Annotated in this window: 20 protein-coding genes; 10 read left to right on the top strand and 10 right to left on the bottom strand. The window is 54.0% G+C overall.

Annotation, left to right across the window (positions count from 1 at the left end; all coding sequences use genetic code 11):
- The first annotated feature begins 3 nt into the window (after window positions 1-3).
- The 7 genes from RBH33_RS04370 to RBH33_RS04340 all read left to right on the top strand — a co-directional run bounded on the left by RBH33_RS04370 (window position 4) and on the right by RBH33_RS04340 (window position 11,709).
- Window positions 4-735 (top strand): DUF4194 domain-containing protein, encoded by a 732-nt coding sequence (locus RBH33_RS04370; protein ID WP_306730914.1) that lies wholly within the window; start codon window positions 4-6, stop codon window positions 733-735.
- Entirely contained in the window at window positions 735-4,382 is a 3,648-nt protein-coding gene (locus tag RBH33_RS04365) for an ATP-binding protein (RefSeq protein ID WP_306730913.1), read from the top strand. The genes RBH33_RS04370 and RBH33_RS04365 overlap by 1 nt, the downstream gene beginning before the upstream one ends.
- A 22-nt stretch (window positions 4,383-4,404) precedes the next feature.
- Window positions 4,405-5,568: a hypothetical protein gene (locus tag RBH33_RS04360; RefSeq protein WP_306730912.1), complete on the top strand. Its 1,164-nt coding sequence runs from the start codon at window positions 4,405-4,407 to the stop codon at window positions 5,566-5,568.
- A gap of 545 nt (window positions 5,569-6,113) precedes the next feature.
- Window positions 6,114-8,447 carry a TonB-dependent receptor gene (locus RBH33_RS04355; protein ID WP_306730911.1) on the top strand — a complete coding sequence of 778 codons (2,334 nt, stop codon included), beginning with the start codon at window positions 6,114-6,116 and terminating at the stop codon, window positions 8,445-8,447.
- A gap of 121 nt (window positions 8,448-8,568) precedes the next feature.
- Entirely contained in the window at window positions 8,569-10,032 is a 1,464-nt protein-coding gene (locus RBH33_RS04350; protein ID WP_306730910.1) for a winged helix-turn-helix domain-containing protein, read from the top strand.
- Between the two features lie 98 nt (window positions 10,033-10,130).
- Window positions 10,131-11,246, top strand: coding sequence for a DUF4405 domain-containing protein (locus RBH33_RS04345; RefSeq protein WP_306730909.1), 1,116 nt, complete (start codon window positions 10,131-10,133; stop codon window positions 11,244-11,246).
- A gap of 16 nt (window positions 11,247-11,262) precedes the next feature.
- On the top strand, window positions 11,263-11,709 hold the full coding sequence (locus RBH33_RS04340) for a RidA family protein (RefSeq protein ID WP_306730908.1): 447 nt from the start codon (window positions 11,263-11,265) through the stop codon (window positions 11,707-11,709).
- Window positions 11,710-11,779: 70 nt separating this feature from the next.
- Here the strand turns inward: RBH33_RS04340 and RBH33_RS04335 are convergent, their stop codons facing one another.
- From RBH33_RS04335 to RBH33_RS04290, 10 genes are all read right to left on the bottom strand, one after another.
- A complete protein-coding gene (locus tag RBH33_RS04335) occupies window positions 11,780-12,364 on the bottom strand; it encodes a GNAT family N-acetyltransferase (RefSeq protein WP_306730907.1) in 585 nt (194 codons plus the stop codon).
- 193 nt (window positions 12,365-12,557) lie between these two features.
- On the bottom strand, window positions 12,558-13,310 hold the full coding sequence (locus RBH33_RS04330; protein WP_306730906.1) for a DUF4336 domain-containing protein: 753 nt from the start codon (window positions 13,308-13,310) through the stop codon (window positions 12,558-12,560).
- 347 nt (window positions 13,311-13,657) lie between these two features.
- Window positions 13,658-14,437 carry an SDR family NAD(P)-dependent oxidoreductase gene (locus tag RBH33_RS04325; RefSeq protein WP_306730905.1) on the bottom strand — a complete coding sequence of 260 codons (780 nt, stop codon included), beginning with the start codon at window positions 14,435-14,437 and terminating at the stop codon, window positions 13,658-13,660.
- Between the two features lie 237 nt (window positions 14,438-14,674).
- Complete coding sequence (locus RBH33_RS04320) at window positions 14,675-15,730, bottom strand: OmpA family protein (RefSeq protein WP_306730904.1); 1,056 nt, start codon at window positions 15,728-15,730, stop codon at window positions 14,675-14,677.
- Between the two features lie 76 nt (window positions 15,731-15,806).
- Window positions 15,807-17,285: an Ig-like domain-containing protein gene (locus tag RBH33_RS04315; protein ID WP_306730903.1), complete on the bottom strand. Its 1,479-nt coding sequence runs from the start codon at window positions 17,283-17,285 to the stop codon at window positions 15,807-15,809.
- A gap of 277 nt (window positions 17,286-17,562) precedes the next feature.
- On the bottom strand, window positions 17,563-18,165 hold the full coding sequence (locus tag RBH33_RS04310) for a TetR/AcrR family transcriptional regulator (protein ID WP_306730902.1): 603 nt from the start codon (window positions 18,163-18,165) through the stop codon (window positions 17,563-17,565).
- Between the two features lie 80 nt (window positions 18,166-18,245).
- A complete protein-coding gene (locus tag RBH33_RS04305; RefSeq protein WP_306730901.1) occupies window positions 18,246-19,145 on the bottom strand; it encodes a penicillin-binding transpeptidase domain-containing protein in 900 nt (299 codons plus the stop codon).
- Between the two features lie 42 nt (window positions 19,146-19,187).
- A complete protein-coding gene (locus tag RBH33_RS04300) occupies window positions 19,188-19,733 on the bottom strand; it encodes a GNAT family N-acetyltransferase (protein ID WP_306730900.1) in 546 nt (181 codons plus the stop codon).
- 2 nt (window positions 19,734-19,735) lie between these two features.
- Entirely contained in the window at window positions 19,736-20,266 is a 531-nt protein-coding gene (locus RBH33_RS04295) for a GNAT family N-acetyltransferase (RefSeq protein ID WP_306730899.1), read from the bottom strand.
- A gap of 124 nt (window positions 20,267-20,390) precedes the next feature.
- Entirely contained in the window at window positions 20,391-20,966 is a 576-nt protein-coding gene (locus RBH33_RS04290) for a GNAT family N-acetyltransferase (protein ID WP_306730898.1), read from the bottom strand.
- Between the two features lie 106 nt (window positions 20,967-21,072).
- Here RBH33_RS04290 and RBH33_RS04285 point away from each other — a divergent pair, with 106 nt between their 5' ends.
- The 3 genes from RBH33_RS04285 to RBH33_RS04275 all read left to right on the top strand — a co-directional run bounded on the left by RBH33_RS04285 (window position 21,073) and on the right by RBH33_RS04275 (window position 24,656).
- A complete protein-coding gene (locus RBH33_RS04285; protein WP_306730897.1) occupies window positions 21,073-21,348 on the top strand; it encodes a hypothetical protein in 276 nt (91 codons plus the stop codon).
- 478 nt (window positions 21,349-21,826) lie between these two features.
- Window positions 21,827-24,346: a heavy metal translocating P-type ATPase gene (locus RBH33_RS04280; protein ID WP_306730896.1), complete on the top strand. Its 2,520-nt coding sequence runs from the start codon at window positions 21,827-21,829 to the stop codon at window positions 24,344-24,346.
- 37 nt (window positions 24,347-24,383) lie between these two features.
- On the top strand, window positions 24,384-24,656 hold the full coding sequence (locus tag RBH33_RS04275) for a DUF2933 domain-containing protein (RefSeq protein WP_306730895.1): 273 nt from the start codon (window positions 24,384-24,386) through the stop codon (window positions 24,654-24,656).
- The last annotated feature ends 193 nt before the right edge of the window (window positions 24,657-24,849 follow it).

The raw sequence follows: 24,849 nt of genomic DNA, 5'->3' as shown, positions 1-24,849 counted from the left end.
AACATGCTGGATGAATACCTAACCGAACACTTGCAGCCGTTGAATCTGAGCCGGGAAGAGTTTTCCGAAGTGCTGTTTCGCCTGTTGGATTACGGCGTACTCTGCCGGGACGAAAGCCACACCGAGGCCGCCCTTTATGACCGCTACCTTCAGTGCAGCGGACTGGTTGAAGATTATCTATCCGTGCTGGGTGTACGCATACAACACGACCGTCAGTTCGCCTTTGTGCGCCTGTTTCCGCCCGGCGCCACCATCCCCGGCATGGCCGATGAAGACAGCGCACCGTTTAACAGCGGCTTTCGAATTCGGCCCACGCAACAGGAAGTGGCGGTGATTCTGGTGCTGCGTACCGAATACCAAAAGAGCCTGCGCGAAGGGCAAGTGGACGAAAAGGGCAGAGCCATGTTGTCTCTGGAAGGTTTGGCCATTGCCATGAACAATTTGTTGAAGCGCTCCCTGCCGGAAGGGCAAGTGGAACGCAAAAACCTGTTTCGCCGCCTGCGCCAGCTGCGCCTGATTCAATTCAACATGGACGACGATTTGGACAGTGACGAAAGCTGGCTGAGCATTCAGCCGGGCATTACCAGCTTTGTCAGTGACGAGGTGTTGGAGACCTTGTTGGGCGATGACGCGGGTGTAGTTGAACCAGATGAAGCGGCCAGCGCAGCGCCGATTCCCGCCAGCCAAATGTTTAATGACAACGACGCTCGCGAAACCGACGAGGAGAAAAACTGATGTTCCTCAAACGCGGTATCTTCGTGAACTGGGGCAATATCCCCCAACTGGAATTCGAATTCGGCCCCATCAACTTGTTTTCCGGTGGTAACGGCTCCGGTAAAACCACCGCCGCCGATGCCATACAAACTCTAATGACGGCGGCCCACGAAAACCTGTTCAATTACAACCCGGGTCAGGATGAAACTACTCAGCGCGGGCGCGGCGGCAAGCAAGTACGCACCTTGGCTTCATATGTATTGGGTTGCGACGATGGCAGCTACGCCCGCCCCTGGACCACCGACGGTTATGTGGCCGGTGTTTTCTGCCCCACAAAAGGCGAAACTGGCGAGGCCTTTACCGCCGTTATGTGCGTGCGCGCGCACCTGGACACCGCCGGCAGTCAAAAGCAGGCGCGCATGGATGAGCTGCGCTTTTTGATTCTGCCCGGTGAACAATTGAGCTTATCGCACTTCGTAAAAACCTATACCGATGGCAAGCACGTGGTGCCCATCACGGATATCACCACGCTGCTCAAAAAAGAGTTCGGCAGTAAGGCACTGGAAGAATACGACAAAAAAGGCGCCTACTTGCGTCGGCTCTACGGCGCCTTGCGCGGCCGGCGAGATGCGGTTTCCGATCGGGAGGCCAAACACGCCGCGCGTACCTTTGCCAATTTCATGGCTTACAAGCCGGTAAAAAGCATCACCGATTTTGTCGCCCGTGAAATTCTTGAGCCGCGGGATCTGGGCGACGCCATTCGCAATGTGTCCGAGCTGATGAAAACCATTCATCAAATGGAAACCGACACACGAGCGATTCGGTCCGCCATCGAAATCTTGGACGGTGCCCGGAGTCACGCCCAGAGTTACGCGGATCTTTGGACCCAGCGCTGCCTAACCCAGTACGCCGAAGCCAGTCGTAGTGTGTTGGTCAATCAACGTAATTATGTTGCAGGTAAAAGCGAACAGCGGAACATTCGCGAAGCCATCGAAGAAAACCACGAGCGGCAGCGATTGTGCGAACAGCGTCGTGCCCAGATTCACGAATCCCAGGTGGCTTTGGAAGCCCGGCGCCAGGGCATATCGGCTCTCAAGGACAAAGATCAGCTGGAGCAAAGCATCGCCGACTGCACCCGTGAACTGGGTAGCAAAGCGCGGCCTCTACACGAGCAGAGCCAGCAGCTAGCGAGCAATGTGCGTGCGACTCAGCAGCTGTTGACGCAACTGGCCGAATGCTCCCTGGGCGTAGACATTCCCGATCTGGATACCAAAACCTTTCGCAGCTTGGCCAAAGATGTCGTTGCCACCGAAGCTGATGTGGACATCGACCTGAGCCGCCTCCTGGCCAAGGACTGGGTGGGCATTGAGCAGTTGGAAAGCGACCTGGAAAAACTCATGGCCGCCGAAACGCAGCATCGCCGATGGGCCGATCGCTTACATAATCGGGAGGCCACGGAGGAGGGCGTCAGCCTGCGGGATCAGGTGAGTCGGCAGTGCGCCACCGCCGAGCGCAAGCGCCAGGAGTTAAACGGCAAGCTGAAACAAAAGCAAAAAGACATTCAGCGCTTGCAGAGCCGCCAAGTCAGCTATCCACCCTATGTGGAAGCGGCGCTCACCGCCATTGCCCAGGCTTGTCCGAGCGCGGACCCCCGAGTGCTGTGTGACTATGTGGAAGTCCTGGACCCACAGTGGCAAATGGCCATTGAAGGTTATGTGGGTGGCGCGCGTTTTTCCATTATTGTGGAAGAAGCTTTTGAAGCCGAAGCTATGCGCATTGTGCGCGCCATGCCCGGCGGACGGCGCAATCGCGCGCGGGTAATTCAGGGCCACAAAGCCCGCCGCGATGCGGATCGACAGCCAACGCCGCGCGATTCCATTATTGACGTTATGGAATTCAGCCACAAAACCGCTGAGTTTTACCTGAAGGCATCTTACGGCACTGTGCTGCGCGTGGAAGACGCCGAAGCCTTACGCAGAACTGCGCGCGGCATAACACCCGATGGCCTGGGTTCTGGCAATTACAGTATGTGGCGCTGTGATCTGGACGATGCCGAGCTGGTTTTTGGTCAGGCGGCCCGTGAACGGGCACTGCGTGCGAAAGAGCGGGAGTGCGACCTACTACTTGAAGAAGCCAACCGCGCCGAGCAGGATTACCAGCGCTTGGCCCGTATTCTTGAATTGATTGAGACGATTCAACCGGCGAGTTGCTCCGCCCCGATTCGTGCCATGTTGGAACTGCACCGGCAAATCAACCAGGCCGAATCCGCCTTGGCCCAGCTGGACCTCAGTGACTTCCAACAACTGGAAGACGAGTTGGCGCAACTAAAAGAAAATTACACCGAGCAGGAAACCCTGCGCGGCACCCTGCAGGAAGAGGTGGGCCGATTCAAAGAGCGCGAGCGCCAATGCGAACAACGGGTCAAACAGTTGGCGGATGCCCAGGACGGGTTGCAGTCTCACCAGGAACAATTGGAAGAGGCCGTTCAGTCCCTGGCAGAACACTACCCGGAAGTGGATGCGGAAAAGGCCTTGGAAGAAGCCGCCCAGCGCGCCGAAAAGGCCGGCAGTGAATTTAGCCTAATCGATGAAGTAGACTCCCTGACTCGACGCCTGGAAAATACAGAGCGCGAACTTGCCAGTGCTGTGATGAGTCACAACCAACAGTGCCAGCGCCACGACTCCATCGTTTACGACCTGGGTGTGGGCGAATACCACGGTCCCGAGTTTTTCCAAGGTATCGTTAAACTGCGTCGACAGATCGATCTTATCCACAATCGCCTGAAGAACAACGTGCTGGTGGATAAGTACGGGAAAATTGAAAGCCTGAAAGACAGCTTCAATACCGCTTTCATTACCAACCTGTGCCACTCCATTTACCAAGCGATCTGTGATGGCAAGCGAATCTTGGATGATTTGAGCAAGGAGCTGGAACACCACCGCTTTGGTGCTGACCGGGAGCGATTCTATTTCGGCTACGAATGGGTGCCGGAGTTTCGCGACTACTGGCGCTTCTTCAAAGAAATTATCGACGTGCCGAACCTGGGCGACGGCGCCAGCCTGTTTGACGCCGAGCTTTCGGAGCGCGCCTGCAGCGTGCGTGACAAAATGCTCACCATGTTGCTGGACCCGGACGAGCAAATCGCCTTACGGGAACTGGCGCGCATCAGCGATTACCGTAACTATCGCCACTATGAAATCTATAAGCAGCCCGAAGGCAAGGCCGCCATTGCCCTCAGCCAGTACGGCACAGGTTCCGGTGGTCAGTTGGAAACACCGGCCTACATTATTCGTTCAGCGGCGGTCACCTCGGCGTTTCGTTTTAATGAGGGCAACAACCATTTACGCATGGTGCTGGTGGATGAAGCCTTTTCCAAAATGGATGAGCACCGTTCCCGGGAAGTGATCAACTACCTGACTGAAACCTTGGGCCTACAGTTGCTGTTCATTATGCCCAGCAGCAAATCCGGCCCGTTTATGGATTTGATCAGCAACCAATTTGTGTTCAGTAAATGTCCCACGGCCACGCCCATGGGCGAGCTGCACAGCCGGGTACTGGTGGATCGCAAAGCCTGCAACCAAGAGAAAATTTTGCAGCTGTGGGCCAATCACAGAAAAACCGTTAAGCAGCAGGCACTTCTGGACTTTATGGAAGATATTCCCCAGTAACGGAGCTTAATGAGAGAAAGTTATGGGCGACGCACCTAAAAATCGACCCTTCGCAGAACCGCCTCCTTGGTTGGAGGAAGAAGCGTTGCCGCGTCGTCTTCTGGAGCGCTTTCTCACCAAGCTTGAAAAGGGCCAACAGCGGCTCAGCTTGCGCATTAATCCCAAAACCGCGCCGCAGCTCTATGACTTTCAAAACGAAGATGTATCTTTTCTGTGGGCATTGATCAAAAGCCTGGATAAGGAATACCAGATTCTTACCGTCAAACCGGCGAGAGTTCGGCCAGGAGAGGAGCCCTACGAAAATGCGCAACTGGTGTTTATGCCCGACAAGGAAGAGCTGGTGCGCCACTGGCTCAACCGACCAGCGTTAGATCCTTACGCGCTGGTGTGGCAGCACACCCTCGCCAAGATGGCCAATCGGTTTGAAGATGGCGGTGATGCGCTGGCGGAGAGAATGGTTCGAGTGCCGGAGCAGGGCGCTGAAAAAACCTTGAGAGCTTTCGCCCGTATTGGCGAAGAACTTCAGCAACCTCAAACATTAAGAACTCTGTCCGCGCGCTGCTTCTGGGGCGATTCCAAATTCCTTGAGCGCCATGAAGATCTGGTTGGAATGCTGTTTCCCAGCCTGGCTCACAACCTCATTCCCCGTCCTATTCTCATGTCCGTCTATCTTCCCCAGCGGCTGGAGAAGGTACTGTTTATCGAAAACCAAGATTCCTTTATCGGCCTGGCGCATCAGGAGCTGCCCAACTGCGCTCTCGTCTACAGTGCCGGTTTTCGAGGCAGCGCCCTGCGCATTCGCGACGCGGGCAATGCCGTATTCAGCTACCTCAACCCCGGTGATCACGGCGAGGTTCTGCAACAGTTTCGTGATTGGTGGTTCAATACCGCGGAGGAAGGATACGCCACCGATATTAAAACCCGCTTCTGGGGAGATCTGGATTTTTCCGGCATGGCCATCCTAAAAGCGCTGCGCCTGATCTTTCCCGACATTGACGCCTGGGAGCCCGGCTACACGCCCATGCTTGAACGCCTAAGGCAGGGTGAAGGTCACGCTCACGATTCCAGCGGTAAACACTTGCAAAAAGATCCTGGCAATACCGGCTGCGATTTTGCCGACCGCGAGCTGCTTCCCACCATCCGCACCACTGAACTTTTTGTGGATCAGGAAGTTGTCGGATTCTGAGAACCAATCTCTAATTGTCTCACTACCGCACAATGAGTCGTGATCTAATAACGCAAGAATCATCAAACACTGCTCGGATATTCTGAGAAGCAAAACTACTGAATGTTCATGTTCGCCTAGCTTTCATCACACTTTTTCTTTTGAAAGTTGCTACCGATACTTCTTCAAACCTTCACTCGCATTTCGGACTTCTCAAAGAAAACCTATAGAAATCGAAACTGGAGATCTTTTTTTTCGGGTGTTTCTCTCACAAAGTTTTTCTTGAAATCGAAAAAAATTGCTAAAAACTAAAAATATTTGAAAGAATTTCTTTTTCATGATGAATCGAACGCCCCGATCACGGTTTGTCGATGGCACAACTCTTGCCCGTGGGATATAGTTCCATCGACTTAGCGTCGCTCAAGGGCGAACCGCTCAGGTCGCTCTACGCCCGCCGCAAGCTTTGGGGCGCACAATTCGTTACTGTAGTTTTGTGATGGCGCGCGCTAATTTGGTGCGGCCGTCGCGTCTCTCGCACTACATCGTTGCATAAAAAGGAGAATAGTATGCACGCCAAGCGCAGTCTCATTGATTCATTTACCCCTTCCGTCACCTCCTCCAAAAATTCCCTAACCCAACCAACATTTCGACGGCTTTTACTTCCCAGTCTGATTGCCTCAACGATCATGGCAACGCCGGTGTGGGCGCAGGGCACACGCCAGTCAGTGGTGGAAGAAGTATTGGTGACGGCGCAGATGCGGGAACAAGACATGCAGGACGTGTCCGTGGCGGTGAGCGCTTTTTCCGGTGAGGCCATCGAACGCATGGGTTTTGAGGAAGGGCTGGATATTACTCAGCAGGTTCCCAACATGAACTTCTTTGCCATCTTTGGCGAAGCCTCAAGCCCCTCCATTGCCTTACGCGGCGTCAGCTTGGTGAACTTTTCTGACTCTTGGGAGGCGCCGGTCGCAATTTATGTGGATGATGTTTACCGTGGCAATCCCGCCGGTTCAGCTATTCAGTTATTCGATCTGGAAAGGGTGGAAGTGCTGCGCGGTCCCCAGGGCACGCTCTATGGCCGCAACACCACGGGTGGTTTGGTTCACTACATTTCCCGCAAGCCTACGGACACGCTGGAAGCCGCCGCCAGCGTCAGTTACGGCACTTTCAATGAAATGATCGTGGAAGGCATGGTGAGCGGTCCGCTGAGTGATGGGATACGCGGGCGCCTGGCTCTTAAGTCCACCACCAATGACGGCTGGCAGACCAATACCATCGGTGGGCAGGTCATCGATGGCAACACCATACCGGACGATAAACTTAACGAAACGGACAACCTGGGTTATCGCGGCCAAGTGGAGTTCGATTTGGGGCTGGATGGTCTGCTGCGTTTAAGTGTGCACGGCAGTCATGCCGACCAGACCAGTGTCGGTTTTGCCCATATGGGTTATTTGCAAGAACCGGTTGAAGGCAGCCCTAAATGCTCAGTCCCGGATATCCAAGCAGGCCGTTGTACCAGCGCTACCTTCGGCGGAATGGAAGATACTCCCGGTCTTACCGGCATGAGTCAAACCGACGGAAGATTTGGGCCGAAGTACGTAGCGTCTGGCGCCACGGGCGGCCTGAGAACCGAAATCGACACCTTCGGTGTCTCTGCGAACCTGACGTGGGACTTCGGCGGCTTTCAGTTGACCTCCATCACCGCCTACGAAGAGCTGGACAAATTTCTACAGGACGACGGCGATGCGACTCAAGTCATTTGGTTTGACGAGCAATACACGACCGAATCCGAGCAGTTTACTCAGGAAATTCGTCTCAATGGCGCTAATGATCGTATGACCTGGGTCACTGGCGTTTACTACTACGACGACCACCGTGACATGCTTACCGAAGCGCCAACCACCGCCGATGGTTTATGGCACCGGGAAGCGGTACAACTGGATACGGAATCCGTCGCGCTCTTTGGCCAAGTTGAGTACGATCTGACCAGCCAGCTAACAGCCGTTATCGGTGCGCGCTACACCGATGAGAGCCGCGAATTTCATCAAGACAACGGGCCCAGTTTCTATGAGGGCTTGGAGGAAATTAGTATAACGCGCGACTTTTCCGATAGCGCGTTCACTGGCCGTTTGGGGCTCGATTGGCGCCCCGTACCCGACACGCTGATTTATGCCAGCCTGTCTAACGGGTTCAAAAGCGGCGGCTTTTCCGCCAGCTACAACGGCTCAATTGAAGCTACCCTGCCCGTGGATTCGGAAGATATCGTCAACTTTGAAGTGGGTTTGAAAACCGACTTGGCGGACGGCCGTGTGCGCTTGAATGCCGCCGCCTTCACCTATGAAATTAAAGGTTACCAGGCGCAGGTATTCCTGACTGTTGCGGAAGGCAGTGTAATAACCAACGCTGGTGACGTGCGCGGTATGGGCGCTGAGCTGGAAGTGACGGCACAGGTGACGGATAACTTCGAGCTGATTGCAGGCGTGGGTCTTCTAGACACCGAGTTCGACTCCGAACAGATGTTTATCGTGGCCGGTGACGAATACGGCCTGGATGGCAACGAGCTGCCCTCGGCGCCGGGGCTCACCTACAACTTTGTAGCGCGCTACTACATGGGTCTCGCCAACGGCAGCGAAGTGGTATTCCAGGGTGATTACTCCTGGCAGGACGATCACTATCTGCAATTATCAAATGACCCCTACGCACACCACGACGCTTACGGTATCGGCAACGCCAAAATCAGCTGGCATTCTCCGGATCAGCGTTACACCGTAGCAGCATTTGCCAATAACATCTTTGATGAAGAGTACTACACCTACCAAAACACCTTGGGTCCCGACTGGGGCTACGGCGTTTGGGGTAAACCGCGCACCGTCGGCGCGCGCTTTGCTTGGAAGTACTAAGCGTGAAACAGTCGGCCGCCTCTGGGGCGGTCGACTCTCTGAAGCAACGATCAACACCCACCACAACGAAGTAGCTCTGCTATAATCCGGAAAAACTGCCGGGACAGGGAGCTCCTGACGCTTGTCAAACACTTATCACACCGCCAGCGCTGCCATCCATCCAGACCGCCATATGGTAGAGATCGGCGGAGTTCAAACGCGCGTCCGCCCTAAAACTTTCCAGCTGTTACTTCTATTCCTGGCTCACCCGAAGCAGACGCTGAGCAAACAATACTTGCTGGATACCGTCTGGGATGACGTATCCGTAGATGAGCAGGTGTTGTTTCAGTCGGTGCGTGAAATCCGACAGTTGTTTAAAGACAACGACTTGATCAAGACCTATCCCCGCAAAGGCTACGCCTGGATGGCGGACGTGCATCTTCAAGAGAAGAGAAAAGTTCGGTCTAAATTGCACATATGGCGACTTGCGTCCTTGTTTGTGTTGTCGCTCTCGTTATTTACCGCGTTGATTTACACCTATGCCCGCCCAACGTCGAGCGGTTTGGAGGGGCCGGTTTTAGTACTTCCTGTAAAAAATCGCATAGCCGACAACAACCATAATTGGGTTCCGTTAGGAGGCATGGACCACCTTATCGCTTTGCTTTCAGTGCACCAAACTATTCCGGTTTCAGGCACAGAATCCGTACTCCAAGCAATGCGACATGCGGGCCTTGAGCGAGACTATCTAAGTGCTGATCTTACCCGTCTACAGGCGCAAACAGGCGCGGCACTGGTGGTTGAAAGCGAACTCGCGGGGTACGTTGAAGATTACCGCCTGAACTATCGGCTTTACTTCGGGCCTAGCATAAAACGCGGCACCGTCTTGGCGGCTACGGTCGAGCAGGCATTGGCAGAGTTAAGCAAAATTGTGGCACGGCAAACGGGCCAAGCTCCCGCCGCCTTAGCCACGCAAATCGACAGTAATTTTAGCCATGAGCTCATGTTTCGCGCCTTTGAACAGTGGGATCAAGGCGAGCATCGAGCCGCCGCCAATTTACTGCGGAGTCTAGTGGATCTGGAGCCGGGTAACCTCGTGGCGCACCGTTTACTCGGCGAATTGTGGATTCACCTCGGGGACACAGATGTAGCGGCGGAGCTTCTAGAACGGGCCTTGCATTACAGCCAGACTTTAACGGTGCCAAATGGCGCCGAAACGGGGCGATTGGCTTACTGGTTGGCGCGAGCCAGCGCCGAGCAGGGTGAAAATGAAGTTGCTCTAGATCTACTGCACTTAGCGGATACGGCGTCGGCTGAGCAAGACGATTGGCTTTACTTGGCGTATAACGCCCAGCTGCTCGGCAGGCTGAAGCAAAAAGGTGGTCACCACAGTGAAGCAGAACAAGCCATTCGCGCCGCTATTCGATACCACCAGAGGATCCGCTGTCCGTTGGGTGAAGCCCAAGCCCGCCTTCAACTGGCCGAACTTTCGTCCACTCAGGGGGAGAATGCTCTGGCAGAACGCTATCTCTCTCAGGTGCGTGACTTGGTTGAACGCCATCAGTTAGGCCAATTGGCCGACTTCGCTGCTCTCAGTAATTCTTTATAAAACAACAGTTTGAGAAAATTTAAGAATATTTCATTGGCTCAATAGTTCCCTGAGCCTGAATACTGCGCGCTACCTTCACTCAGGTCCGCCGCACTGCAATGAAAACAACTAAATTCTTCTCTGTCCGTACTTTTACGTCCCTAAGTCTGTTCCTGGCGATTCTCGTCATGGCAGTGACCTCGATTCTGCTGTTCGTAAATCGCCATACTACGACGGTCGCTCTGATGCACACAGTGCTGGGCTTACTTTTTCTGGTCATGGCCTTTTGGCATTTGAAGAACAACTTCGCCGTACTTAGGCAATACCTGAAAGTTAAAACGAGGGCTGGCGCTATCAACGGCGCGTTACTGCTCGCTTTGCTGGTTGCTCCCATCGTGACCATTGCGGCCTACTTTCATGCGCCGCCGCTGCTGAGTTTCTACGAGTGGGGCAATACCTTGAGAGCCGGAGACCGAGCGGAGGTGCAGCAAAGATTTCAGTATGTGCGGGTGAACCGGAAACAGGCTGATGCCCCTGGGTTGGGCTTAACCATCGATGTTCGGACTGGGCCATACTATCGCTGGCCTCAGTACGCTATTTGGCTGGAAACCTTGGATGGCAACCTGATAGAGCCTATTTATGTCACTGGCAAACTGGCTTCCAACCGCTTTGACATCCGAGTTGTGCCCAAAGACGCCTCTGCCGTTCTTACCTCTGATCCGTTCGAATCGGGCGAACAAAGCCCGGAGCAAATATTCTCATTCATCAACGAGCCGGAAACGCGCGACCAACGGCTTAGGCCCGAATCCCTGCCAGTGTTTTTGCACGCTATGGGAGCGGCCCAGCGGTCGGCCATCGATTCCCTTGAACTTGACGGTTACACCGGCGCTACTTTACTGGATAGCTTTCTACTATCCGCTAATGCTCAAGCGCAGCTGGGAGAACCTTTCAAAGTTCGTTTCGAAATCAACCAGTCTTTTGATTTTAACGACTACTGGTCCAGCAATCGCTTTCCCGACGATCCTGTGTACTCCGGTGACGGCTATAGCGCCCAACCCTCGCTGATTTATGAAGCCATTATCGATCCCCGGTCGGCAGCTCGGTATTATCCCATGAGCGTTGTGGGCCGAGGCCATCATTCGGGACGCGATGGACATGTTCATCCCGATATTTCAACAATGACAACCGCTCTCGAACTCGTGGACCGAATCATCGTTGAAGTCGATTACCCTTAACCCATAGGTGACACTCATGGTATTCAAACCGACCACCACCACACTGCTAGTGGTAACCCTATTCACGTTCGGGTGCGCCGTGCATGGCGGAAAAACCCCAGAAATTGAGCGAACGCACTACGGCGATCATGAGCCGGAGATTGGTTACACTCAGGTCGTCCGCGTGGGCAACCGGCTGTATCTGGCCGGCTTAACGTACCAGGCGGATACCGTCGCCGAACAGCTTGTCGGCATATACGACAACATTGAACAGATCCTATCGGACTTTGACGCCACCACGGCTCATATCCTCAGGGAAGTTGTATACACGACGGACATTGAAGCACTGATAGAGACGATCCCTGTTCGAAAATCCTATTTTCCCAGCGGGGCTTATCCCGCGGCCACTTGGGTGCAAGTGGAACGTTTGTTCTTGCCAGACTTGAAAGTTGAGGTAGAGGTGACCGTGCTGCTACCGAATTAAGGATAACTTTCGTGAGCGTTCGCAGGGGGAATAAAGGGCCGGCGCGCAGTCAGCTTCTTAAAGACTCCCTCTAACGTTGAGGCTCCCTGATCATCGCTCGCATTGTGGGGGATGACCCGTGTTGAATTTCTCCCACCACGTGAAACCCATGGCGCTCGTAAAGGGGAATATTGCGCGGGTTCGAAGAATCAAGATAGGCCAGCTGGCCTTCCTTATCACATTGGCGCAAGGCGTAGTCGAGTAATGCGGCGCCGTACCCCTTGCCCTGTTGGCTAGGGTCAACCCCGATCAGTGGGAGATACCAGTACGGCTCATTTGGGTGGTAGCGGTCCATTTTCTCCATAACGCCGTAGATTTCTTCAAGTCGTTCTGGCGTTACGCTTTTCTCCGCAATTTTCGCCATAGCCTCTTCGTCGGGCCTCGTGCCTGGTGGTAGCCACAAGGCGGCTCCGCGTCGGTCACTGGTGCAATGGGCTGTGTCGGCGTTAAACGCCTTACCTCCGAACGCTTCAACGAAACTCGGCATGACAGCCAGGTACTGGTGTGCGTTCGGCCAACTCCAGCGCATCATGGGGTCTGATGCGAAAGCTAACACGATGGTACTTATCACTGGTGCCACGTCAGAGGCAGAGGTGTTAACGACTTCGGTCGCCATAAAGATTCTCCCGCTGTAATTGACGTTGCATACGCTCGTCCATTTCCAGTGGTGGGGCAATAAACGACACGCCGCATTTTCATTGGACTTTCAAGGTCCTTATTAGACACGAATAGTGTCTGTATGTTTTTAGCCCAACAGGTGGTTATCTGAGCAAGAACACGCTGTCAGAAAAGGTAAGAGATCTCTTGGCCTAGGGCGTGGGTTTCGTCAGAAATCTGCGAAAAGCGCGGCGTAGTTCTTCAGTGCCATTCTCGGTATACCATCGACCATGAGCCAATATGACCCGCTCGGGATCCCACGCAAGCATCGTGTCGACCACGCTTCTGATATGCTCAGGACGCCGTTGAAACGTGGCCGCCATATCGCGCGGCATGCGGCCATCGGGGTCGCACACGCCACCTAGTTTCAGCAGAGGTCGTGTCCACCAAGGCATTTTCGTCAATTCAAAGTTTTCAATGAGGTCAGTCAGTATCAGCGTGCGGCTGGCGTGGTGGAAGAAAACCACTTCTCTATGGATGCCCGAGTCGGCAACCCGTTGGCTAATCTCTGATGCCCATTCGAGAGGGGCTTTATTTCCTAGCTCGTGGTCAAATATCAGTGGAACGCCTTTACCTTTGGCGCGGTCGACCACGCCAGGACTAACCCAGGTTGCCGCATCCTGAAAGCGATCTTGCCACGGTGAAACCCAGGCATAGTGGATCCAGTTCGGCGCGATTAAATGGCGCACCGGGCCGAGAGCGGCAACCGCCTCAGAAAGACCTTCCCTATCAGCGATGGGTGAGTGCATCCAAATATCGCCGTTGGCCAATCGAACCACTGTCATCCGAGTGGGGAAGGGTACACCATAAAACGAAATCCAGCCGCCATCCGCAATCCAAATGTCCGTAGCAACATTCTTCAAAGTGTACAGCGGCTCGTAGCCTGTCGTTTTCCTTTTGAACATAAGAGATCCCTAGTGGATTTTAGATGTCCAGACCATCATCCCTGCGTGTTGCGATCTCCAAAACGAGCAAGGTGGTGCCAGACCTTCTTTAAATCCTGAGCATCGTACAAATCTGAGGAAACTGCTTCCCAATAATGGGCGGAGTGATCATCATTCCTTAATGATCGAGGGTTCCGCGGGTTGTCCGTACAGGGATTCCAACTCTTCAATCTGGGTAATTGCCGACATTTTCGACTCCTTTCCGGTTTGTGGACCATGATCGCACACCGGAATGCCGGGCGAAATAGTAGACCATCGCCCGATACGAGACTGGGCGATGGTCTATTCGTGCGGAGACGGCTGTCGGTTTACGAAGCAGCAATAAGGTCCGCTTCGACCCGCGGCTCGGTGAGTTGTTGGTTCATCTCGCTGAACAGTGCTTCTAATCCCCGATAGTTGTCCTTAAAGACCGAAATCATGTATTGGCTTGCCGGGTCTGGGAAGATATCCAGCTCGCCTCGCTGCAGCGCGGTCAGTGTGTTGTTCGCGGCCTCGGCGGGCGCAGTTTTAGGTCCGTCCGAGCTAGCGGTCATGTCCGTATCGATTGGGCCGGGATTAACCGTGAACACCTCAATATGGTCGCGCGCCAACTCGATACGCAGCCCCTGGCTCCAGGACAAGGCCGCGGCCTTGGATGCACAGTAGCCGCCCAGCACGGGCAAATTGGCAAAAGCGCCAATTGACACCACGTTGACAATAGCGGCAGGGTGGCCGGCTGAAGCGTTGGCTCGCAGTGTCGGGATCAGTGCGCGGGTGACATCGATCGGCCCGTAATAGTTGGTATTCATATCGCGGACCACCTCAGCGCGCGGCGTGCCCTCGAACGGGCCAGCAGCCACAATGCCGGCATTGTTGATCAGCAGGCTGAGATCAGTGGTGCGTGCGGCGATGGCGGCAATTTGCGCAGCATCCGTGATGTCCAAGGCCAACACTTCGACCCGCGCGTCGTTCAGCTCTGGCATGCTCTCTGGATCGCGGCAAGTGGCGTACAGCTTTTGGATGCCGGCGCTCAACAGCGCCTGGGTTAATGCCAGGCCGATGCCCCGGTTGGCGCCGGTGACAAGAGCGGTGTGTCGGGAAAAATCCATGGTCGTACTCCTTTGCGTTGGAATGAGGCGGTTTTGGCTATAAATGGGACCAATCGGTCCATATATGGGCCAAAGAAAAGCGAGCACAAACGGCTCGCTTTTCAATTCACTGTGCTTTCTAACCGGTCGTCTTCACAAGACTGGGTCCAGCTCCAGGTATAATAGAACCGAATGGTCCAATAATCAAGAGGGCAGGCGACGCCGGCTCACCGCACCAACAAAAGCTAACGCTGCCGGTTATTCAACGACAATTTCAAACAGTGCCCGCATATTCTCCTTTGCGGCAACCGAGTTCTGGTTGCTGGGGTCTGTTTCATAGCTGACTGGGCGGGTATTGCCGTAGCCGATGGTAGAGAGCCTGCGGTTGGAAATACCCTGATCAATCAGATAGTTTTCAATCGCGGTAGCGCGGCGCTCACTCAGTGCTTGGTTGTGCTCCGCTGTACCGGAAGCGGACGTGTAGCCCGCGATGCGCACTTTGGTTTTCGGGTTTTCTTTCAACGTTTTTACGCTCGTTTGCAGAAGCGCCTTCGCCTCACTGGTGAGTGTTGATTGGTCGAAATCGAAATGAATATCGTCAAATGTCAGTGCGATTACCTTCTCCTCGACAACCGCTGGGCGGGGTGCAGGCGAAGGTCTTACCACTGGCTCGTTGCGGGTTTTTGATGTGCTACCGCCAAAGGTGAAGGTGACACCCATAGTCGCGCTGACGTTGTGAAAGCCATCGCTGAAGACTTCGCTTACGAAGTGATCGCGCAGATCAAAGCGCAAGGCCAGGTTTTCAGCGATCCAATACTTCGCACCGACGCCCAAGTTGAAGGTGGACATATTTTTGTCGGAAATGCTGGGGCTGTAATCGGCCGCGCCGTAGCCGAACACAACATAAGGCGAAAGTTTACTTCGCGGGCGAAAGTGATACAGCGCATCCAGCTGATACAGCATTAGGTCAACACTGTCCGCTGGGCTCGAAAATTGCCCTTTGGCTGGGTCAGTTAAGGTTGCATCGTCAACATCGCTGCCAACGAAGGATACCGCACCTTCAAGCGCCCAATGTTCGGTGAAGCTGTAACCGAGGCGGATACCGTAGGTGAAGGAATCTTCCAAGTTCTGTTTACTTTCAAACTTGTGAAGCCCCACAAACGGGCTTACTGAAAACTGACCTGCTTCGGTGTTCGCCTGCGCGGGGAATGATGCTGCGAGAGCGAGGGCAAGCAAGGAAACGGCGGTTGGCATTACCAGGGCTTTACGCGCAACGGCGGTAGGGCATTTTGTGTATGTAGTGATTATTTTCATTGTTCGATACCGGTAGGGGTGGGGCGTGGGCGCCACGGAAGTCGGGCGCCCTTGCTTAATACTGTGTCAGTAGAATTTACTCGGCGGGCACGGTAATCAGGGCACCGTCTTGTACTGTGACCTCGGCGCCGCGAGCAAACGCGCGTCCAGACATTTCGGTACCGCTGTTAACCGTAATACCGATCATCGCCATCACCGTGCCAATGAAGTTGGAGTCAGTCCCGCCGATGGTTGCCGAGCTGCCAGCGACCCAGAACACGTTCTTGGCCTGAGCACCGTTGGCAAGCAGTATGTGAGTGTTTCCGCCGATGGTGTCGATGGTGGATTCCGATTGGAAGATAAACACCGCATCCGCATCGTTGTGGGCATCGAGAGTGATCGTGCCATCGACGGGGATTTCAATGGAGGTTCCTGACCAGTAAAGACCGGGAGCAAACACACCGTCAGCGCCGCCACCACAAGTGGCTGAAGGGTTGGTGGTCAAAACACCTGAGTCAACCAGAGTACAGCGATTGGTTGAACGGTTTAGTGCCTCGTCATAAGCCGCTTCCAGGTCGTCCATTGCGTCGCTTGCCAAGGTGGTGCCGATCTCAATCACGCCACTGACAGTACTGTTATCACAACCGATACAGGCGCCCGCCGGAAAGATACCCACATCACCGTCAATACGCAGGCCCGTGGTGCTGTCTGGTCCGCCACCCAAGGTAACTCCGGTGTTAGACAGAACACCGTAGGGTAGAGTTGAGCCCAGGGTAATCGTGTCCTGACAAAATGTATCGCTGGTGGTGAAAGTCCAGGTCACATCATTGTCCAGCGAATTGCCATTCACGTCGGTAACTTCCGTGGTGACTGTGGCGGTGTATTCAATGTTGGCGTTCAGCTCCGATGCGGGTACAAACGTCGCCGTGGTGCCCTCCGAATCAAGACTCACGGTACCGGCAACCTCGATGGTGTTCTCTGTTTCCACCAAAAAGAAGCTGGTCGCGGGTGATTCAATCGTGTCGGCATTCAGTGGTTGATCAAAGACGGCCCTAATCGTTTTGTTGGTGCACACATCAGAGACTTCATTTTCTGGATTCATTTCACTGACAGCGATCGGCTCGGCGTCCACGTTGAGCGTCGTAAACATCCAACTGTAGCTGCTAGCTAGTGCTGTGCCGTCTTCACTTTGCACGCCTGTGGTGATTTTGGCGGTATAGAGAGTGCTCGACTCCAAGTTGTCAGCAGGCACAAAGGTCGCTGTCATGTTATTTGAGGAGTAAGTCACATCCCCGGTCACCGCTGTGTTATTCGGAGCTGTCAGGGTAAAGTTGGCTGCGTTGATGCTGTCTGCATCCATCGCAACGCTAAATGTGGTGTTGACCGCTGTGGACAATGCTACATTGCTCACATTATTGCTGGGGTTAGTTCCTGTTACAGTGGGAACGATATCTTCAGTTGGAGGGGTGAGGGAATCTCCATCCCACTTGCCGCCGCCACAGCCGGTGATAACAGCCATTGCCAGTACGGCAGTCAGCCATACTGATAATTTAAAACAGTGCATAAGGTTTTTCATATTAATTATTCTCTTAGGGGTGCAAAGTCGTATACGGCAGACGAAAAGAGGCCTGCGCACGACGGTGTGTGCGGTGGATGGTATAAGGGAGTTCTGCTATCGAAGGTCGAATGAGGAGCATTGCGGCCCGCGCTAGGGGGCATGAATGCTTAAAACTCTAGTTCTGTGGCTTGGTTCAAATCTTGTGAATCGTCAACTAAGCGTTAAACGAATCAACTTCCTATACCAGTCACTGTACTCCCTATTCTCGTAAATAGGTGAGTTATATTTTACTGCTTTAATTCAGCAGCGCTTCCACCATCTGCATGCTATGGCGCCGCTGCTCGGGGGTGAAACGCATCTTTTCCATGACTTTCAAGCCGCAGATCAGCGCAAACAACTGATTTGCGATTGCCTCCGGGTCGCGCTCGGGTGCCAGCTCCCCGCATTCTCGCATCGCCAGGCAAGCTTGGCGCAAAATCTCCAGCGCTTTGTCCCGGCGTTTGAGCAGCATAGGCCCGGCAAAATCGTTGCTAACCCCCAGCTCGCAGGCACTGTTCACCAATAGGCACCCGTCGGGCTCGTGATCGGCCTGATAGCTGGCCGTGGCCTCGATTAGATCCATCAAGAACTGCTTGGGGGATTCAGTCTGCGCCAAGGTGTCGCGCATATAGCTAGCGGTCATCTCCCCGTAGCGGTCCAGGCACAGATTGAACAGCGCATCCTTTGAACCAAAAGTTTGGTACAGGCTGCTTTTTGACAGCCCCATCGCGTTCATAAGCTGGTTGGTGGAAGTGGCTTCATAGCCGTGACGCCAAAACAGCAATATGGCTTGCTGCAGCGCCTGCTCAGGGTCAAATTGCAGTGGCCGGCCGCGGCCGGCAGAGGTGGACTTGGTCATATTAGCTCCCGTTGCTGGAATAATAGAACCGGGTGGTCCAGTAATCAAGAGGGTAGTTTAAGTAATTGCCATGAGCCCCGTCAGAGTTCGCGCGGAAGCACATTGAGTTCACGCAACATAGCGCGCACAAGCACGAGGCGTGCAGAAGGCTTACCCCATTTGTTCCATACGTGTTCACCTTCCATATTTAACGCATAGAACCACACGTCCTCCTCGCGCTCAACGTAACCAACTAACCATAGAAGCTCGCCATTCGGAGTTACATCGGCCGTACCGGTTTTTCCACTGAGTCGATAGTCAGGGTTTTCCTCTAATACGATGATGTCTCTAACTAACTGGAATGAGCGCTCACTTAACCCAAGCCTTCCGCTGTACATGCGCTCTAAAAACCGTACCTGCTCATCTGGAGAGATTCGAAGGCCACCGTGGAGCCAGAACGCATCAATCCCCCCGTCTATGGATTGATTACCGTAGTCGAACTGGTCAAGGTAGGCCAGCATACGCTCGGCGCCAATCTCGCGTGCGATCTCCTGATAGTACCAATAGGCGGAAGTCCGCATGGCGGAGCGAAGTGTGTGATCTTTTGACCATGTGGAAGACCAAAAGCCAGCATCCGCTGGAATGTTTCCGTCCCATGGGATCAAGTGATCTGGCCCCTTTGCGACCCCGGTTTCAATAGCAATCAAAGCGTTCGGAATCTTATAAGTAGACGCTGCCGGAAACCGCTGCTGCGCGCGCTCCGGATTGTGCCTGATGAGCTGTCCGGATGCGGGGTGGTAAACCACAAAGGTGGAGTCATTCGCGTCGGTCCCGGAGAAGTATTCACTCAGATCGACTTCTCGTTCCTGTAGGTTTGCACCCTCTGGGCTTGGGGACTCAGTTGAAGGAGCGCAGGCGATGCTAGTCGATGCTAGTAGCAGAGGGGCGAGACGTCTAAGAATTGAAGCGCTAAGCGAGCCGCGCAGGGTGAGCAATGTCATTGATAAAACCCTTGGGAATAGGTTCCCAGCTAAAATTTGAGGTTATCGCCAATCCGATTTCGTTATTTTGTAGAGTACATGCTCGGAGAGTGGGTGATCTGGCTCGATCTTGGGGTGATTAAAGTTATTGCCGGTATTGGTCATACCAAGGCGCTCCATTACCGAGCGAGAACGCTGGTTGCGTACGGTTGTGAATGACACTACCTCATCCAGGTGCAGCTCCTCAAACGCAAACCGTAACGATGCGTTGGCCGCCTCTGTAGCGTAGCCTTGGCCCCAATAGTTTTTATGGAGTCGCCAACCCACTTCTACGCAGGGTGAAAATGGCAGGTACGCGGGATCATGCAAGCCAACGAACCCGATGAAAGCCCCACTTTCCTTTAAGCTTGCGGCCCAGAAGCTCCAACCTCTATCTGTAATCAGTTGCTTGCAGGTATCTGCCAACGAGTCACTTTCCGCACGTTCGAGGCACTTTGGGAAGTACTCCATAACGACCGGATCTGAATTCAGCTCAGCGAACACACGGAGATCGTCATCTCTCCACTGTCTGAGGCACAAACGATCCGTCTCCAGCTCCTTTGTGTTCACTTTCAACTGTCCTTGTTACAGGGGAGTGCGCCTCTATCCCAAACAAACCAATAAGTTGGCACGGCGCTGCCATCTGGCGCATTCCATACGCTCTCTTGGGCGTTGTGTGCACCGAGTGATTTGTAAAATTCCTGCGCGTTCACATTGTTTTGGTTCACCAGCAAGCACAAGCCGCTGCTTGGTTCCTGTTGCTGGCACCAACGGGAGATTTCAATTAAAAGCGCTTTTCCGATGCCGTTTCCTTGATGTGTTTTGCGTACATGCAAGTTGTCCAAGTAGGAGCCCCATTCGGGATTTTCGCCTGCGTAAGCGCAGGCGAAACCTAGGAGTTCTCCATCCTGTTCCGCAATGGCCACGTACTGGTTAGGCTTTGGACTATTTAGCCGGCTTGTCCAGATATCATTTCGTTCCTTCGGAGCAATGTCCGCAAGATACTGCGCCGTTAAAGCGTTGTGATACGTTTCTCGCCAGCTCGTAGTATGGATATCAGCGATATTCTGGGCATCGCTTGCCAATGCTGCTCGGATCTTCATGTGGGACTAGGTTCCTGGTGCGCCTGTTTTGGTTAGAGCTCTCGCTCTGGAATACCAACTTATCAGTAGGGCTCGGAGGTATGCGTACCGATTTCTTGGGCACCTCAAAGCCCGGGAGGCCCGGCTAACCCGCGCCGCTTATGGTGTCTCCGTTGAGCTGACTGTTAATTCGTAGCTTCATCAGAAAGAATGATATACCGGAAAAAGTTTGGCGGCCATTTTCGATGGTGAAGCCTAGTCTCTCGTAGAAGGGTACACCGGCGCTTGAAGAACGGACCCAAAATTCTACGGGGTCGGTGTCTTGCTCACTCTGGACGTGCACGGCCTCCCATAGACGGCTCGCGACTCCTTTGCGTCTATGATGTGGGCAGACAAATAGAAGATCTATCTTGTCGCCACCGGTCAGTGAGATAAGCCCCTGCATCTGATCTCCTTCTTCGGCGATAAGCGTTACGCGCCGGTCCTCACCGAGTTTAGCGACGATTCCGGATTCTGAGTTCGATTCGACAAAGCGAAACCAGCCAGCGTCATCGAAATCATCCTCCCTGTGAGGCAAAGCAGACCGCTCGATTAACTTTGAGATGTTGTGAGAGTCTTCGATCCTCGCGCTCCTGATCCTCATGTCTAGTCCCTCGTAGTGAATCCAGTCGTCTTCATCGGCATCCGAGTCGTGATTGTCGTCCCTGCACATTTCTTTCATTTTTTGTCCACTTTCCTTGCTGAGTGTTTGTTTACTTTAGAACCGTACCTGGCGCCCTTCCCAAGAAGTACGCCCTAAAGAAACCATCACTATTAAGGAAATGACCATGAAAAAGCTAATTTTGATCGCCCTGGCTATCACTGCAACCACTGGCGCAGCACAAGCCCACGACCACGACATAGAGCAAACTGAAAAGGCAGCGATTGTCGAACTGATCCAACGTGAACAGTCATCAGTAACTTCCCTGGAGCGCAGTATCCGCGAATACCACGAACTAACCAAGCAGCAGATCCGTAAGATCCAGGAACAGGTAAGACAGCGGGCCGAAGAAGTAGAGACCTTCAAATATCTGACTTTTTCCAACCCATTCTTTGGAAGATAGTGTGCTTTCGTTTATTGATGTTTGGGTCACTAGGCGATTCTATCCCTCGCCTCCCGTGGCAGAGCCCCAAAACGCAAATACAGCGCCGGCAACACGATCATGTTGAGCCGGGTTCATTACCCTCTATCTGGTCAAATACCACAAGGGGCTCTGCAGGCACATTAATTCAGTTCGCGGCTAGTCGCCATTGTGTCGCTTTGTGTCTTGCTGCCAGAAGTGTAATGCTGCACGATATCTCAGAATTTGTATCGCTTAACTAAAGTAAGAATGAGGAGAACTATCATTCCTTTGAGGTCGCTCTCAATCCATGTCTAACTCCTTGCAGTTTGACTCAGATCAAAGCGTACCTTGGCAGGTCAAGTAGCCTCATTGGCGTTGATGATTACCGAGAAACATGGCATTTATGAGTCAACGAGCGAGCATGACGGGGCCGGGTTTGCAGTACCGGTAGATTGTACGAACAGTACCGGGGTTAATCATGAGCACTGAAGCAAAACCTACGACAGCCTTGGCGAAGCTGACTGTGCCAGGCATGGGCTCGGATCATTGTGCTGGCATTGTAAAAACCTCTCTGAAGCGCCTGGAGGGGGTGGGAGAGATTTCCACCAATATCGCCGCGCACCGGGTGGAAGCTAGCTACGATTCCAGCGTGCTGGATCTGGCCGATATCCGCACAGCGGTCGAAAAGGCTGGTTACGACGTCGCCTCTGCCAGTAGTTCGGGGGCGGGCAAAACCGTTCAGCTAATCGTGCCGGGCATGGGCTCTGATCACTGCGCCGGTATTGTGCGTGAGTCCCTCCAGCGGCTGGAGGGTATCGAGCATATCGACACCAGTATTGCCAGCCACAAGGTTCGTATTGCACTGAGCGAGGGCGGCCCCTCTGTAGAACAGCTTAAGCAAGCCGTAGAAAAGGCCGGTTACGACGTCGCCCAAGCCTCCTCTGAGGGCGACGATGAAAGTACCGAGAGCGATGCCGATATCGAAGGCGCCTACTTGAGCCAAGCGCTGAAGCGCTTGTGGATTGCTGCGGTACCGACCACTCTGATCATGCTGCTGATGATCCCGCACATGTTCTGGCAGCCCATTCCTGGGTATCTGCTGATTGTAGCGCTACTAGCGTTTCCGGTGGTGTTTCTCTACGGCGGCGCGGCTACGCACAAGTCCTCCTGGCGCTCGCTTACCAACCGCACTTTCAACATGGATGTGCTGATTACCATGGGTAGCTTGCCGCCCTATGTGATCGGGCTGCTAGGCTTTTTTATCACCATGACGTCCTTTATTGAGATGGCCGCCACCATCATGACGTTTCACCTGCTCGGGCGTTATCTTGAAGCCAAGGCCAAGGGCCGCGCGTCGCAGGCCATTCGCAAGTTGTTGACACTGGGCGCCAAAACCGCCCGGGTGGAACGCGACGGTCAGGAACTGGAAGTGCCCATCAAGGAACTTCAGACCGGCGATATCATGGTAATTCGTCCGGGTGATAAGGTGCCCACCGACGGCGAGGTAATAGAAGGCGAAAGCCACCTGGATGAATCCATTGCCACCGGCGAGTCGGTACCCGTGTATAAAGCCCCCGGCGATAGCGTCATTGGCGCAACCATTAATAAAGAGGGGCGTTTGCGCGTGAAAGCCACTAAGGTGGGTGGCGATACCTTTTTGTCACAGGTCATCAAATTGGTTGAGCAGGCACAGGGGTCGCGCGTGCCTATTCAGGAATTTGCTGATCGCATGACCGGGCGTTTTGTCCCTATCGTTATCGTCATTGCTCTGGCGAGCTTTGTCGTATGGCTACTGGCCGCCGACAGTCTGCGCCCGATACTGGCCTGGGGCGCAGAGTTCTTACCCTGGGTTGACCCCACCGGGGCCACTGTCTCTCTCGCTCTTATCGCCGCTATCGCCGTGTTAGTAATCGCTTGTCCCTGTGCTTTGGGTTTGGCTACGCCGACTGCGCTGATGGTGGGCTCGGGTATAGGCGCGGAGCGCGGCATTCTGATTCGCTCCGGCGAGGCCATTCAAACCTTCAAGGACGTCAAGGTGATGGCGCTCGATAAAACCGGCACCATCACCCGAGGCGAACCCAAACTGACGGAAGTCGTAGCGGCCGACGGCGTTTCTGAGAAACAATTGTTGCAGTGGGCGGCGGCCGTGGAAAACGCCTCTGAGCACCCCATTGCCCGCGCCATTGTTGAGGGTGCCGGTGAGCGCGAGGTAACACCGGGCGGGGTATCAGAATTTCGCTCCACCGGCGCGCGTGGTGTTTCCGGCAAGGTCGATGGTGCCCTTGCGCTCATTGGCAACCGCAAGCTGCTGGACGAAGAAGGCGTAACCGGGCTGGAGGCCTTAGATAAGGATCTGGATGATCTGGAGGGACGTGGCCGCACCGCTGTATTGGTCGCTGTTGACGGTAAAGCCTGCGGTATTGTCGCGGTGGCCGATACCATCAAAGAGGAATCGGTTACCGCCATTCGCGGCATGCATGATCTGGGTCTGCATGTGGTCATGATCACGGGCGACAACGAACGCGCTGCCCGCACTATTGCGGAGGAGGTGGGCATCGACGAAGTGCAAGCCGGTGTTCTTCCAGAAGGCAAAGCGGATGCCATCCGCGAGCTACAAGAAAAGTACGGCAACCATGTCGCCATGGTGGGTGACGGCATTAATGATGCGCCCGCGTTGAAGCAGGCCAATGTGGGCATTGCCATAGGTGCTGGTGCCGATGTGGCCATCGAGGCAGCCGATGTCACCCTGGTTCGCGGTGAGCTGACCGGTGTGGTGGACGCTATGTACCTCTCCCGCGCCACCTTTGGCAAAATCGTGCAAAACCTGATTTGGGCCAGTGGCTACAATTTGGCGGCAATACCCATCGCCGCTGTTGGTTTACTGCACCCCATGATTGGTGTGATAGCCATGACGGCGAGTTCGCTATCGGTGATTGGGAATTCACTCCTGCTCAAGCGGGTAAAGCTGGGGGCAGCGAGCAAACCCGAAACCCGATAAAACTACCATCCGCACAGTCGATAAAGGAAAATTCAACATGGCGAAAAAATCTAACTACTGGACGAGCTTGCACGGGCTGGCAACGCTCACTCTTATCGCCGCGGCACTCTATTTTATCTTTGTGGAGCACGGCTCCCATGTACTTCCGTATCTACCTTTCCTGATTATCTTGCTGTGCCCATTGATGCATATATTTATGCACAAGGGCCATGGTGGCCACAATCACGGCGCGGGCAAGTCCAGTGAGGCGGAAGAAGCCTATCGTCGCGGACTGGAAGAAGGCCGAAAACATTCGAACAGAAACTCCTGATGACAGGAGTATCGTCAAAATGTAACGACTTACCCCCCTGGGAGAAGTCGTTGCAGGACCGCTTTCTAGGAATATGAGTAGTTGCTCCTGATCTTTTCGAAATTCGAATCTTGAAAAAATCCCACCTCTGGATGGGACGGTTGATTAGAGAAGCAATAAACGCCGTAGATGAAACCGATACTGGTGTTGTGGC

The organism is Marinimicrobium hydrolyticum (assembly GCF_030848505.1).
Lineage (GTDB): Bacteria > Pseudomonadota > Gammaproteobacteria > Pseudomonadales > Cellvibrionaceae > JAVDDU01.
The sequence above is the reverse complement of the archived record's forward strand: the minus strand, read 5'-3'. Positions and strand labels throughout refer to the sequence as shown.

Bases quoted from the DNA above. Each gene is read 5' to 3' on its own strand.
- RBH33_RS04285 (WP_306730897.1), top strand. From the start codon at position 21,073: ATGAAAAAGCTAATTTTGATCGCCCTGGCTATCACTGCAACCACTGGC.
- RBH33_RS04340 (WP_306730908.1), top strand. From the start codon at position 11,263: ATGGTATTCAAACCGACCACCACCACACTGCTAGTGGTAACCCTATTC.
- RBH33_RS04355 (WP_306730911.1), top strand. From the start codon at position 6,114: ATGCACGCCAAGCGCAGTCTCATTGATTCATTTACCCCTTCCGTCACC.
- RBH33_RS04325 (WP_306730905.1), bottom strand. From the start codon at position 14,437: ATGGATTTTTCCCGACACACCGCTCTTGTCACCGGCGCCAACCGGGGC.
- RBH33_RS04305 (WP_306730901.1), bottom strand. From the start codon at position 19,145: ATGACATTGCTCACCCTGCGCGGCTCGCTTAGCGCTTCAATTCTTAGA.
- RBH33_RS04320 (WP_306730904.1), bottom strand. From the start codon at position 15,730: ATGAAAATAATCACTACATACACAAAATGCCCTACCGCCGTTGCGCGT.
- RBH33_RS04295 (WP_306730899.1), bottom strand. From the start codon at position 20,266: ATGAAGATCCGAGCAGCATTGGCAAGCGATGCCCAGAATATCGCTGAT.
- RBH33_RS04370 (WP_306730914.1), top strand. From the start codon at position 4: ATGCTGGATGAATACCTAACCGAACACTTGCAGCCGTTGAATCTGAGC.
- RBH33_RS04275 (WP_306730895.1), top strand. From the start codon at position 24,384: ATGGCGAAAAAATCTAACTACTGGACGAGCTTGCACGGGCTGGCAACG.
- RBH33_RS04315 (WP_306730903.1), bottom strand. From the start codon at position 17,285: ATGAAAAACCTTATGCACTGTTTTAAATTATCAGTATGGCTGACTGCC.
- RBH33_RS04345 (WP_306730909.1), top strand. From the start codon at position 10,131: ATGAAAACAACTAAATTCTTCTCTGTCCGTACTTTTACGTCCCTAAGT.
- RBH33_RS04330 (WP_306730906.1), bottom strand. From the start codon at position 13,310: ATGTTCAAAAGGAAAACGACAGGCTACGAGCCGCTGTACACTTTGAAG.
- RBH33_RS04335 (WP_306730907.1), bottom strand. From the start codon at position 12,364: ATGGCGACCGAAGTCGTTAACACCTCTGCCTCTGACGTGGCACCAGTG.
- RBH33_RS04365 (WP_306730913.1), top strand. From the start codon at position 735: ATGTTCCTCAAACGCGGTATCTTCGTGAACTGGGGCAATATCCCCCAA.
- RBH33_RS04360 (WP_306730912.1), top strand. From the start codon at position 4,405: ATGGGCGACGCACCTAAAAATCGACCCTTCGCAGAACCGCCTCCTTGG.
- RBH33_RS04280 (WP_306730896.1), top strand. From the start codon at position 21,827: ATGAGCACTGAAGCAAAACCTACGACAGCCTTGGCGAAGCTGACTGTG.
- RBH33_RS04290 (WP_306730898.1), bottom strand. From the start codon at position 20,966: ATGAAAGAAATGTGCAGGGACGACAATCACGACTCGGATGCCGATGAA.
- RBH33_RS04310 (WP_306730902.1), bottom strand. From the start codon at position 18,165: ATGACCAAGTCCACCTCTGCCGGCCGCGGCCGGCCACTGCAATTTGAC.